Annotated in this window: 10 protein-coding genes; 3 read left to right on the top strand and 7 right to left on the bottom strand. The window is 59.8% G+C overall.

The features are described from left to right. The first annotated feature begins 27 nt into the window (after nucleotides 1-27). The 3 genes from HNR46_RS16795 (at nucleotide 28) to HNR46_RS16805 (ending at nucleotide 3,536) form a co-directional block, all read left to right on the top strand. Nucleotides 28-1,281: a hypothetical protein gene (locus HNR46_RS16795; RefSeq protein ID WP_184020876.1), complete on the top strand. Its 1,254-nt coding sequence runs from the start codon at nucleotides 28-30 to the stop codon at nucleotides 1,279-1,281. An 81-nt stretch (nucleotides 1,282-1,362) separates the two neighbouring features. Next, nucleotides 1,363-2,322: an alpha/beta fold hydrolase gene (locus HNR46_RS16800; protein ID WP_184020877.1), complete on the top strand. Its 960-nt coding sequence runs from the start codon at nucleotides 1,363-1,365 to the stop codon at nucleotides 2,320-2,322. A gap of 38 nt (nucleotides 2,323-2,360) precedes the next feature. Next, entirely contained in the window at nucleotides 2,361-3,536 is a 1,176-nt protein-coding gene (locus HNR46_RS16805; RefSeq protein ID WP_184020878.1) for a hypothetical protein, read from the top strand. Between the two features lie 6 nt (nucleotides 3,537-3,542). Here the strand turns inward: HNR46_RS16805 and HNR46_RS16810 are convergent, their stop codons facing one another. The 7 genes from HNR46_RS16810 to HNR46_RS16840 form a co-directional block, all read right to left on the bottom strand. Next, a complete protein-coding gene (locus HNR46_RS16810; RefSeq protein WP_184020880.1) occupies nucleotides 3,543-4,604 on the bottom strand; it encodes a zinc-binding metallopeptidase family protein in 1,062 nt (353 codons plus the stop codon). Nucleotides 4,605-4,661: 57 nt separating this feature from the next. Further along, nucleotides 4,662-5,006, bottom strand: coding sequence for a hypothetical protein (locus HNR46_RS16815; protein WP_184020881.1), 345 nt, complete (start codon nucleotides 5,004-5,006; stop codon nucleotides 4,662-4,664). Nucleotides 5,007-5,083: 77 nt separating this feature from the next. Then, nucleotides 5,084-6,916 carry a beta-L-arabinofuranosidase domain-containing protein gene (locus tag HNR46_RS16820; RefSeq protein ID WP_184020883.1) on the bottom strand — a complete coding sequence of 611 codons (1,833 nt, stop codon included), beginning with the start codon at nucleotides 6,914-6,916 and terminating at the stop codon, nucleotides 5,084-5,086. Next, nucleotides 6,913-9,183, bottom strand: coding sequence for an MGH1-like glycoside hydrolase domain-containing protein (locus tag HNR46_RS16825; RefSeq protein ID WP_184020885.1), 2,271 nt, complete (start codon nucleotides 9,181-9,183; stop codon nucleotides 6,913-6,915). The genes HNR46_RS16820 and HNR46_RS16825 overlap by 4 nt, the downstream gene beginning before the upstream one ends. A 148-nt stretch (nucleotides 9,184-9,331) precedes the next feature. Continuing rightward, the gene (locus tag HNR46_RS16830; RefSeq protein WP_184020886.1) at nucleotides 9,332-10,600 is read right to left on the bottom strand and encodes an MFS transporter; all 1,269 of its coding nucleotides are present in this window, start codon (nucleotides 10,598-10,600) and stop codon (nucleotides 9,332-9,334) included. 162 nt (nucleotides 10,601-10,762) lie between these two features. After that, nucleotides 10,763-11,482, bottom strand: coding sequence for a discoidin domain-containing protein (locus tag HNR46_RS16835; protein WP_221285236.1), 720 nt, complete (start codon nucleotides 11,480-11,482; stop codon nucleotides 10,763-10,765). Nucleotides 11,483-11,531: 49 nt separating this feature from the next. Further along, on the bottom strand, nucleotides 11,532-12,860 hold the full coding sequence (locus HNR46_RS16840; RefSeq protein ID WP_184020888.1) for a Gfo/Idh/MocA family oxidoreductase: 1,329 nt from the start codon (nucleotides 12,858-12,860) through the stop codon (nucleotides 11,532-11,534). Nucleotides 12,861-12,865: the final 5 nt, after the last annotated feature.

Here is a 12,865-nt window from a genome sequence, read left to right on the forward strand (position 1 = left end):
GAAAGGTTTCCCGCGTTACCGAGTTTCATGAGTGGATCCAAAAACGCGGTGTTGCAGGGAGGCGGCATGCTGTTGGCCTTGGGAGCAGGGATCATCCTTGGCCGAGCAGGGAAAGGTGGCGCCGCCGACGATGCTGCGGGTGCGGGTGGAGAAGTTCCTTCGCGATGGGGCGCGAATGGTGGGGTGGCGGGGTCCGAGGGCGGACCCGGGGTCGGGAAGGTGAGTGCGCGGGATGGTGAAGGTCAGGGCTCCCTTGCGGGGCAGGGTCTGCAGTCGATTCTCGATTCCCCCAGTCGATTGGAGCGCATCCAACGATTGCTGGCGTACTTGGATCGATTGCCGACGGATCAGTTTGCAGAGGTGTATGCGGAGTTGGCGAATTCCCCGCAGGCGGATCTTCATGGATCCGAGCGTTCATTGATTTTGCAGGCCTGGGGTGAGCGCGATCCAGCATCGGCCATCGCTTACATCCAGGACCACGAAGGCAATGACTGGGAGCGCGAGACGGTGCTTTCGAGTTGGGCGGCGATCGATCCTGAAGGGGCTTTTGCCTGGGCAGCGGGAGCCGATGACGAAGGTCAGGTAAATAATTGGATTTTGGGAGCTTTGCGTGGTGTCGCGGCGACCAGTCCGGAGTTGGCACGGGATTTTTTGGTGGGATTGGAAGACGGGCGAACCCGGTCGCGGGCACTGCGGGATATCCAGCGCAACATCACCCAATTTGGATACGATTACACGGAGAGCTGGATCGGGGGAATCGGGGATGATGGGTTGCGCAATGAAGCGGCCCGTCGGATGGCAGGGGAAATGGCGGAGATGGATCCGGAGAGGGCAGCGGCGTGGAATACGGCGATTGCGGATCGCGACACCCGACGGGATGTTTCGGAGGATGTGTCCGACCGGTGGGCGCGGCAGGATTTGGACGGTGCCCGACAGTGGGTCGAATCATTGCCAGCGGACACCCAGAGTGAGGCGGCGGAAGGAGTGGCTCGGCAGTTTGCCAGGATGGATACGATTGGAGCTGCCGAATGGTTGGTCGGGCTGGGTGACAATCCGGATCTTGACGGGGCGCGGCAGGTCTACATTCAGGAAGCTTTTCGCGACAACCCCCAAGCTTCGCTTGAGTTTGTGGGATATCTTTCCGACGAGAGATCGCGGAATCGCAATTATTTCCGGCTGATGCGGGACTGGATGCGACGTGATGAGGCCTCGGCTCGGGCATGGGCCTCGGCCAATGCGGATTATCTGCCCGAGCCTTTGGTGGAGCGGGTGCAGCGCTGAGACTGGTTGGTTTTGTCAATGTTTTGCCCCAAGGATTCGATAGTGCGGATTCGTTCGCTGGGTGCATGATACCGGCGCAAAATGAAGGAGAACGAACGGGTCGAGTTGCCGGACGGGCGCCACTTGGGATTTGCGGAATACGGGGATCCTGACGGGAAGCCGGTGATGTATTTCCATGGATGGCCGAGTAGTCGCTATCAAGCGGCGTTCACGGACGGTCCGGCGCGCGAGCGTGGCTTGCGAATACTTGCACCGGATCGACCGGGTGTGGGGTTATCGGATCCTCTTCCTGGTAGGCATTTCTCGGATTGGCCTGGGGACGTGGCGGCATTTGCGGATGCCCTTGGAATTGGATCGTTCTCGATTCTCGGGATTTCCGGGGGGGGGCCCTATGCGTTGGCCAGCTGTGTGGCGCTGCCCGAGAGGATTGAACGGGCGGCGATGATTTGTGGGGCGCCGCCTCTGGCGGAAAAGTCCGACCGCTCTCACATGCATTGGGCATACCGAAGTTTGGCGGGATTGAAGTCGTTCCGCCGCCATGCGGTGCCATGGGTGATTCCTTTGAGTGAGTGGATGATTGGACGCGGGGCTCAACACCCGCCGATGTCTTGGATGCTGAAGAGCGTGCCGCCACGCGATCGGGAGGCTCTCTTCACCAGTGGGGGCTGGGACATGGTCACGCGCAGCTATCTTGAGGCTGTGAGAAATGGTTGCGACGCGATGCTCACCGAGGGAGAGCTCTATCTTGAGCCATGGGACTTTCGTCCGGAGGAGATTCGGGTGCCGATGGAGATTTGGCACGGAACCCAGGATGCGAATCTGCCGTGCGAAGTCGCTCAGCGTCTGTGTCAGAGAATTCCCACAGCCCATGGAAATTGGATCGAAGGTGAGGGGCATTACTCGATCGCTGTGTTCTATTCGAATGCTGCGCTCGATTGGTTGGCGGCGGGATCGGGAATCGTTTCTTTATCCGAGGGAGTAGGAGATGAGCCGGCATCTTTGGGGTCTGAAATGTCGGAGGTGGCCCCCATTTCCTCCTAAGCGTCTTCCCGGCAGCTGCGTTACTGGGGGCGAATTCTATGAGCATTCACGCCCAGCAAACCCCCGAAGTTCTTCACAAGCTGAAAGCGCAGAAGCGCATGGCGACTTTCAGTTCGATCGGCATTGCGATCCTCGTGCTGGTCTTGGTGGGGTTGATTCTCGCCTTCTTCATGATCGCCCCTTTCCTCCGGGAAACGCCGGTGATCGTGACGTATGCCTCCCCCGCGACGGCGGAGCAGGACACGCCCAAGCCGGTGACGAAGATGACGCGATCGAAACCGCAGGCGCCATCATCGGCGGCGACCAAGGTGATCACGGCGGCGACCTCGGCACCATTGGCGATTCCCACGGTGGATGTGGAGGTGGACATGCCGAGCATGGATTTCGGCTCAGGGGATGATTTTGGTGAGGGCTTGTTTGATTCTGGTGGTGATGGCGGAATGGGCGGTGGCGGTGGCAGCATGGGTTTTGGCAGTACGACACGGATTTCCGGGGCGCTGCGTGGCCATCTCTATGACTTCAAACAGAATCGCCGAGGTCGTGAAAGTGATGAGCAGGATCCGATGTTGTTCAGCGGCATCGTCGATCGCATCCAACGCCGGGATTTCTCGGAGGGGGTGCTGGGTCGCTATTTTCAGGCTCCCAATGAATTGTCGCTCACCAACTTGGCGATCCCGAGTCAGAATGCCTCGGAGGGTCCACGGTTTTTCGGTGCGGAGAAGGTGATGGAACCGAAGATGTGGATGGCGCACTATTCGGGAAATGTGGTCGCTCTTCAGCCAGGGACCTATCGTTTCGTGGCCATGGGCGACGACTATGTCTCCGTGTTTTTGAATGGGGATCCGAAGATGATTGCCCACCGCCCGGACATGGGGAACGAGGTGCTGGGTAATTGGAAGCCAGCAGCGGAAAGTGGAAAATGGGCGGCACCTTCGGGGGGGATTCCCCTGGTGGTGGGAGATTGGGTGGAGTTCAAGGCAGGGGAGCCCCAAAAGCTCGACTTGGCGATTGGTGAGCGGCCGGGTGGCTATCTGTTCTTCATCCTGATGGTGGAGAAAAAGGGTGAGACCTATCGCAAAGCCCCGGATGGGCGACCGATTCTTCCGTTGTTCACGACCTCGATGTTCTCAGACGAGGATAAGAAATCCATTTCCGGTCGTTTCGGAGGATACGAGCTGGAGTGGGACAAAGTACCGGTGTTTCCGGCCCAATGATGGATTTCAACCAGCAGCGGCGCGAATCGTTCGGTGGATGAAGCGAAGCTTTGCTTCGACTGGTTTCGAGAGAACGAACGGGTAGGCATCTTGGAGGCCCATGCTGCGATTGAGCGCATTCATCGCATAGGTCACCGGAACCCAGCTTTCGATGAGGGTGCGGAAGGTGCTTTCGCTTGGATCGTCAGGAAGCTGGGTTGCTTCAAGGGACGGGCGGTTCACGTCGCTGGGCCGAAGGCTCAGCCCGCAGCTGGATGCCGTTTCGAGGACGGCAGACATGTGGAGGTAGTGCGCCCAAGTTTCGGCCCAGTCCTCCCATGGGTGGGAGGCGGCGTAGGGGCTGATGTGCTGATTTTCCCATCCCATTGGAGGCCCCGCGGCGTAGTGGCGTTCGAGGGCCTCGGTGTAGTCGATCCGTTCGTCTCCAAAGTGCTCGCGAAACGCGTCGAGCCGACCTCCATCGCGGATGATACGGTCCCAGTAGTAGTGACCTACCTCATGGCGGAAGTGCCCAAGCAAGGTGCGATAACGTTCGCCCATTTGTTCGCGGCGTTCTTCACGCTCGGCGTCGTCTGCCTCAGCGATGTTGAGGGTGATGATGCCATTTTCATGTCCAGTGAGGACGGTGCTGGTGGTGTCGGCAAGAAACCGGAAGGCGAGGCCGGATGCGGGATCGTCATGACGATCGGCGAGGGGCAGCTCCAGCCGGGTGAGAGCATAGAGAAGGCGGCGTTGGGCCAGCTGCAGGCGGCGCCATCGATCGAGGTTCTGGGGTAGGGATAAGTCAGGGATGACTTCGGTGAACAAGCACCAGCGGCAAAGGGAAGAAGAGGAGTCCGCGGGAACGGCCTCATTGCAGAGCGCGTGATCGACTCCATTTTGGCAAAGGCGATAGCCGGATGGAGAGGTCCGTTCGCGCGGCGAGCGCCAGAGGCCACCCTCCATGGGATAAAGGCTACCGACTTCCATGCGTTCGGGGAGGAACGCGAGGTGCGTGCCACAGGTCACACAGATGTCGTTCTCGAAGTAGACTGGAGAAGCGCATTCGTCGCATCGGAAGATTTGCATGCAGAACCCATTCTAACGCGAATTTGGCGTGTGGGAATCCGCATCTTTTCCCGGAGCTTAGCGCCTGAGGTGGTCGTCAAAGGGCGGCGAATAGAGCATCCAATGAAGCAGGGAGAGGACGGATCCAACCATGGCAACCACCACCACGATGAACCATGGAGTGACTGCAAGGGCATTGGAAGCGGGGGTCGGTGGGACGATGAAGGACATGGCCATCCAGCCGGCGAGGGCGAGGTAGTGGACCACGAACACCCAGTTGGCAGCCACTCGGGCTCCGGGAAGACTGAGGAACAGTGCGATGCCCACTGGAAGAAAGAGGGCGCCAAGATGAGGGTGAATCTGTCCTCGGATGGATGAATTTAGGGAATCGAATGCGCCGCCGATCCCCAGCAGGAGGATCATGGTGCAGGTGAAACACACGCGTATCGACATCGCTCTCAGTAAGGCTCGGTGCCAAACGATCGGCAAGCTTCGGTGGATTACGGAGCTGGTGACCTTAATGGAAAATAGACGGAGTAGCGTTCGTCCCCGACTTGGTAGAAGGGTTTGATTTCGATCTCTCCCTGGTCGGTTTTGAGCAAGGCGTGTCCTCCCTTGAGTGGGCGAAGTGCTACCCTAGGGTCATTCCGGGGAGTGAGGAGTCCCGGGGCCTTTTCGAGATCCATGCGCTTTCGTCCGAGTTGCTCGAAATCGACCTCTCCCCCGGCTCGAAAATCCTGCTTTTCCAAGTCCTGGTCGCCCAAAGGTGCGGCGAGGAGCAGGGGTCCGTCAAAGAAGGAGGCAAAGTGACCGCCTGGAGTGATGACGGATCGGAGGGAGGAGGGAAGGTGCAGTTCAATCTGGTCGCCCGATGACCAAAGGCGACGGATCTCCATGCGGTCACCATGGCCTGGGTCAATCTCCTGTTGATTGACACGGACCCGAACTTCTCCGGCCCAGAATGGTCGGCGGAGGCTGAGGGTGAACTCCGCGGGTTGATCGAGCTTGAGGTCAAAGAGATGGAGGTCTGAGTCGGGGAAGGTGGATTTCTGGGTGAGAGTCAGGCCCTTTTCCGGCCACCGAGCGGCGGAATTGAGATAGAGATTCACCCAAAATCGATCGGAATCTTTTGCATAGGCGTCGCTGCCGTACCACGCGTGGTTTTCCATTCCGCTGCCGACGCAGCACCAGAAGGCGTCGAAGGGGCGGGAGAAGCGACGGTAGTGTCCAGGTCTCGTGGGAGTGTAGTAGGTGAAAGCGCCCTGAGAGCGAATGGTGGTGAGGATGTGATTATGGAGGGCGAGCTCCATGTAGTCGAGGTAGCGTGGCTCGGGGTTGGCTTCCCACAGGGAGCGAGTGAGTTTGAGGAGATTGAAGGTGTTGCAGGTCTCCGGGCCACAATCATCGAGGAGTTTGGTTTCGGCTTCGGTTGGTGGGATGAAGGCCTCCCAGATGCTGTTTCCTCCGAAGACGAAGGTTTGGTGTTGGATCACTTCATTCCAGAAGTGGACGGCAGCGTCTTCCCAGACAGGGTTTCCGTCGATGTTGCCAATTTTGTAATACCCGAGAAATAGCGGAATCTCAGTATTGGCGTGTCGGCCAGCGAGGATGTCGCCCTGGCCTGTGGCCAGGGAGTCTCGGGTTTCGAATTTGGTGAAACGCTTGGCAAGTTCGCCGTAACGAAGGTCTCCCGTTTGTCGCCAAAGATCGGCCAAGACTTCGCCGGGAGCTCCGAATTCTTTGGTGGTGAGTTCTTTCCACTGGGACTCAGTGAGCTTTGCGGTGACGTCGATGCAGCTGTCGGCCAGACGTCGCAGGACTTCGTCCGCGGTTGGGTTGCCTGCGACCAGCCATGCGTCGCGCAGTCCAGCCATGGTTTTGTGGAGGGTGTACCAAGGCACCACGTTGGAAAGTCGGAGATCCCCGCGAGAGAGCGGTTCAAACCATTCGCGGCGCTCCCAGGGGGATGCAAAGAGGATCCCTTGCCCCGAGTGTTTCTGGTATTCTGCCATTTCTGCGACGATGGCATCGAGGCGTGCACGCAGGGCGTCGTCGCCGGTGGTTTGAGACATCCAGGCCAAGGCACTGAGGTAGTGGCCGATCATGCCGGATCCACGCTTCTCCCAGCCACCGTAGCGAGAGGCCTTCGGGTCGAGCCCGGCGGCCTCGCGCATGCCGGCGAGCAATCGGTCGGGATCGAGCTCGTGGAGGAAGGCGCGATCCATTTCCTGGGCATCGAAGAAGGGGCCGGGAGTGAGTCGGACGTCTTCAGGGGGCAGCCAGGTGGCAGCCTGGAGGGCGCCCACAAGGAGGGTGAGGAAGAGACGAGTCATGGCTCGATGAGCAAGGTGAGCTGGCCGGTGCCGGATGCCAGTTCGCGGCCCTCGGCATCGAGGATGGATCGGCGACCGTCCGATTGAATGAAAGTCAGCTCGCGACCCCCAGCCGGGACGTGCTCCAAGCGGAAGTTCTCAGAAGTGAAGGGGTCGAACCTCAATGCATCGCGGGCATCCGTGATGGATATTCCTGCCCAGAAGGAGAAGAGGGGATCAAGCCAAGCACTATGGAAGTAGTCGACAACCTGACGGCGGAAGTTGGAGCCATCGGTAGGACGAAGGTGCTCGAGTGCGCACGGAACGGAACGGTCTCCATAGATGAAATGACTGTCGGTCCAGCGGAGGAAAAACTCAAGCCAGCCGGCTCGATATCGGCTGCCTTCATCGGTCGCGGCGACGGACCCGAGAGCGTTGGCCATGGCGCTGTTGTTGTAGTTCCACATGGGTCCATTCCAGCAGCAGGGGTAGATGTGTGGATTTTCCACCGAGGCGGCCGTGGGTCCAGTCAGGCTGTTGCCGCTCCAGTACATGGGGCACTGCTTGGAAACCGTGGTGATGGGGAAGTCTGCCCAGAACCACTGGGGGTCGAAGAAACGATCGAAAGCGCGGAAGTACTGCGGTTCCTGAACCATGCCGAAGAGGAAGGGTAGGAAGCCATCGTAGCAGGCAGCTTGCTCGGCGAGGGCACCGGTTTCCGGATCGGAGGCGTAGAAGAATCCGTCCTTCCAGTGGTGAGATTCCAGGGTGGCGAGCATACGGTCCGCCTGGGCACGAGAGTCGTCAGCGCTGGCGATGTTTCCAGTTTCGGCCATGAGACGGGAGGCGCCGTAAAGGTTGGCGATGGTGAAGGCCGCCTTGTCGAGCCGGACGGATCGGGCGTAGGGGAAGCCCTCCTGATGGCCTTCGACGTCGTGCCGCCAGTCCCAGGGTTCCGGTTGGGTGAAGGCATAGAAGTTCGGCTGGTACTCCGCACCGGTGGGCCAGCTGCCTTCTTGAATGGGAAGTTCGGCCGAGCCATGAACGGGAACGTTTTTCCATGCTTCATCGGTGGCGGGCTGGGCAGCTGCGTCGCGAATCTCGGGATCGGGGTGGATTTTGTAGAAGTTCCAGATCGCTGCGGAAGTGAACTGCAGGTAGTCGCGGTATTGGTAGTGGGCATGGTCGGCCCAGTTGAGGATGTGGTTCTTCCCAGCCGTGACGTCGCGGGACCAGCGGATTTCCTGAATTTGCACGGGCACCGGAAGACCAATGACCCCACAGAACCAATCGCCGATGGGGCTTTCGTAGATGGCGGGGCGTGGGTAGGGGTGTTGGGGAATGAATCGACCTGGATTGTGAACGGCCCGTTTGGTGAGGAACCATCGATAGTAGTAGAGTTTGGAGAGATCCGGATCTTCGGTGGTGAAGGCGGGTACGTTCGACTCGAACCAAGCATTGAAGGCTTTTTCGTGATCCTTGAAGGGATGGTCGGACTGAAGGATCTGGGAGGTCCGAGTGGTGGCGTTGGTGGTGCCGACCTCGTCGACGGCAAACGCAAGGGTGAGGGTGGCGGTGTGATGGGGGGCGAGGGAGGTGGGAGCTCCGGGCGTCAGCTCTCCTTGGCTTGAGAGGGTGCCGGTGCCCTGGATCGGCCATCCTCCGTGGGGACCGGGAGCTCCGCCGGAGATGCCGCCGACATGGGTTTCAGCAGAGAAGGTGACTCGACCTCCGTCGGCCATGGTGAAAAACGGAGTCTCCATCTGGAGGATCACTTCTGTGGCCTGGCGGGAATCGTTGGTGATCTCAAGAGTCGAAACAAAAACGTCGGACTCGGTGATCGTCTTGGTCTCTTTGATCGAAAGCGTTCCTGAAAACGGGTAAGTCCCGGGACGGCCGCTGGGGAGAGGTCGGTAATAGGTTTCCGTCCAGGCGGGCGTCCACTGATGGCGGGTGGGAACGAGGGTGAGGGGGATGGCTTGGCCGTCGAGGGTTTGCAGGAGGCGAAGTTGGATGACGTTCTCCAAGGAGGTCTGGTGGCCAACGGCCCAGACGCCGGGCATGCCCAAGGCGGGACGGGGCCAATTTTGGGCGGGAACCTGGGGGACTTCGGAGAGGTCGGGTTGAGAAACTCGGTCGTCGTGGATTTCCTTTTGGGTGGTCCACATGTCCCGGCCGATCAGATCGGTCCGAGCGGAGTTTGAGAGGAAGCGGTTGACGTTGCCGACGGGGTGACCGAGGGCGACGGAAAGTGGGATCGCAGAGGCGATCGCAAGCATGGGTTTCATGGGTTGATAGAAGCTTGGGTGGGCTTCGGAGCGCAGCTGCGCCCCACCATGAAACGTTGGAGTATGTTCGGATCTTACACGAAACCAAGGACTTGAGTGTCGCGATTTTACCCAAGTGGATGACGCTTTTCGCCATCCGAGGCGAGGGTCAAACGGCGTTGTCCGGATGGCGCAGACTTGGGTCGATCAGCAATCGACGTAGGCGCCAGAGCAGGATCCCTGAGCCGAGGAATGCGAGGCCTCCGGCGATGAGGAAGATTCGGTTGGGTTCCATGCCGGCGAAGCGGCGGGCGAAAAGGTAGATGAGGTTGCCAACGCTTGAGGCGATGAATGAGAGGGCGTTGGCGGTGCCGAGGAAGCGGCCTCTTTCATCGGCGGGTGAGAGGTGCTGGAGGAGAGCTTGAAGGGGCACGATGTAGAAACCGGCGAAGAAGCCCGCTCCGGCGAGGAGGGAAGCAACAAGGCCGTAGTGGAGGGGGGTCAGGCCGAGGGCTCCGAGAAAAATTGCCAGTCCGACAGCTCCGACGGGGACGAGGCGAGGTTCGATGTGCTTTCCGGAGATGAGCCCGGCGGTCACACTTCCGATGCCGATGGCGATGCCCAGAATGCCGAGAAGAACACTGGCTTTGGTGGGGGTCACTTGGAGGAGGTCGCGATAATCCGGGAGGATCAGAATGGCGAGCATGCCAACGAGGTAGAATCCGGCCCAAGCGGTGGCGACAAGCAGGAGTGGGCCCCGAGCCATGTCACGCAGGGCGACCCAGTAGGTGTCGACGAGGTTGAAACTGAGTTTCACGGAGGGATCGACCGCTTTGAGTTTGGGGATGGGCAAGCTGGTGACGTAGCCGATGAGAGCCACGGTGAGGAGCGCGACCCCGGGAATCCAAGGGCGGGGTGCGGCACCATTTTCTGGAACCATGGCGGAGTAGACGGGTCCGGCGAGCAGGGTTCCGAAGATCACTGCTAGGTTGGTGAACATGTTGATGGTGCCATTGGCCTGGCTGAGCTGGGAGTCTTCGACCAATTCGGGGATGATGCCGTATTTGGCGGGGCCGAAGAAGGTGCTCTGAATCGCCAGCAATAGCATGACGGCAAGGCCGAGCCAGAGGTTGCCGGCGAGGAAGGCGACGAGGCCGACGAGGGCGATGGCGATTTCTGCCGCTTTCATGGCGACGGAAACGGTGCGTTTGCTGGTGCGATCCGCGACTTGTCCCGCGAGGCCGGAGAGAAGAATGAAGGGGACCGTCAGGCAGAGGCCGACGTAGCTTTGGCCGCCTGGGCCTAATTTGTCCGCCCAAATGCCGCCGGTGGCGACGGCGAATGAAAGCACTCCTTTGAGGAGGTTGTCATTCACGGCTCCGAAGAACTGAGTGAACATCAGGGCGGTGAACCCCTTGTTGAAGACGCGCCCTGGCATGGCGAGGGATCTACCAGTGAACGGAGCCCATGGGGAGGCCGAAGAACGGAGAATTGGCGGGGGAGCTGGCGGAGGGAGTGCCGAGGGGAAATGAAAGGCGCCTGCATCCGTGGCGGATGCAGGCGCGAAAGTTGAGGAATGAATGGATCCTCGGACTCGAAATCAGGGAGTTTCGGCGCCGAGAGCCTTACCGAAGACTTCCACTTCGATGTAGTGATTCATTTCGTCGGAGGTGTTGCCGTTCGAGTAGAGACGAACGTACCGGCCCTTGGTGTTTTGGCCATCGATGACTTTACCAAAGCGGGTCTCCACGTAGGGGCGATTGGAACCTTGGCCGATTCCGGAGGAGTTGTCGTAGTCGTTGTTGAAGACGGTGGTGACTCCTTCATTGAATTCCGGATCGTCGGAAATCTGGACGATAACATCGTGATAGGCGCGCTTCTGGGAGTGGAAGTGCCAGACGTAGATGGCACTGATGTCCGCTTCCTGCTCGAGGTCGATTTGGATCCATTGGAGCTCATTGGTGAGTTCCAGGAAGTAGCCTTCGCCAGCTTGCTTGTCGCCGTCGGTGATCAGATCGAGGCTGCCGATGAGCGGGTAGGGATCGCTGGAGGTGACGGTTTTACCGGCGGAGAGCAGTTCGGTGCCCTCGGGGACGAGGAAGGTCGGAGCCTCGGTGGGAGCTTGCTCCAGGTTGGGAACTTGGATGGGCTTCGGTGTGCCTTCGATGAGTTCAGGCGGGAGCTCGGTGACGAGTGGAACGCCGCCGGGAGTGCCACCGGGGCCGGAACTGGCAGCGGAGTCGCTGGTGCCCTCTTTGCTGCCGCAGGAGGCGAGGAAAGCGGTGGCAGGAACGAAGAGAAGGAGGTGACGGAATTTCATGGAATGAGTGCAAGTTGCGCGCCGGACCGGGTGAGGTCCGGCGTCAGGTTCAAACAGTGAGGTGTTCTTCGGTGAGTTCGATGCGTTGTTTTTGGATGGCGGACGGATTGACCCAGTAGATGGGGGCCTCGCTTTCGAAAGCGTGGCGGGCGTCGCAATTCAGAGTGGCCTCACCACGCACCGAGGCGAAGAAGTTTTCGAGGTGGGGCTGGTGGGGCGGTTTGTTGAGATCGCCAGGGAGTTGGTAGACTTCCGGAGCGGCGGACTCGTAGGATTTGATCGCGTCGCCACTGTCGGCCTTGGCGGCCGGAGCGGTGCCTTTTTTGAGGTATCCTCGGGAGACGAGCTCGTCCCAGGAAGGGGCGGAGGATTCGCGGAAGATGTTGGTGTAGGCGGAGCGTTCGGAGATGTCGATGGTCGCCTCGGTGCCCATGAAGGACTCGAAGTAGCCACCGCCGGCGCTGGTGGTGGTGAGCACCTGATAGAAGGCGCGCACTTGACCCTGAGGGGTGTCGTAGTCGAAGAGCGCCATGACGTTGTCGAAGTGCTCCCGTTCTTTGAAGAAGGAGTGCCCCCCTGTGGCGAAGACGGACTTGGGTGCGACACCGAGGAACCAGTTGAAAATATCGATCTGGTGGGCACCCAGGTCGGAGATGGGTCCGCCGGAGAGGTCGCGGTAAGTGCGCCAGTTCATGAACTGGTGCATGTTGGCGAATCCGTATTTTTCGAGGACTTCCGGGGCGATTGAGAGCTTTGGATTGTAGCCGATGTCTTGGGAAGCGGTGACAGCCCGGTTCCACTGGCCGTTGATGTTGACGATCTGGCCGCAGATTTTCTTGCCCTGAATGAGTTCGTGCAGGGTGTAGAGGTAGCGGGGATTGGAGCGCCGTTGGTGGCCGATTTGGCAGAGCTTGCCCGTACGTTCCATCGCGCGGACCATGTCTCGGGCGCCGTCGATGGTATTCGACATCATTTTCTCGCAGTAGACGTTGAGGCCGGCTTCGAGGCATTTCACGGTGTGGGGTGAGTGCCAGAAGTCGGGAGTGGCGACGACGGCAGCATCGAGGCCCTTCTCGGTGGCGAGCATTTCGTCGATGTCCGAGTAGCCCTTGGGGACCGAGCCTTGGCGGGCGCGGACTTTGGCCATGGCGGCCTTGAGGTTGTAGTCCCAAATATCGCACACGGCCTGGAAATGGAGGCCGGGGATGTTGGACATTGCCTCGAAGAGGACCTTGCCCTGTTTGCCGAAGCCGACGAGGGCAACATTGATTTTTTGGGAACCTCCTTCGGCGGCCCGGAGAATCGCGGGCGCACCGAGAACGAGCCCGGCACCAGCGGTGCGGGTGAGAAAGTTCCGGCGATTGAGCGGTGCGTTCATGGCAG

The organism is Haloferula luteola (genome assembly GCF_014201715.1).
GTDB lineage: Bacteria > Verrucomicrobiota > Verrucomicrobiia > Verrucomicrobiales > Akkermansiaceae > Haloferula > Haloferula luteola.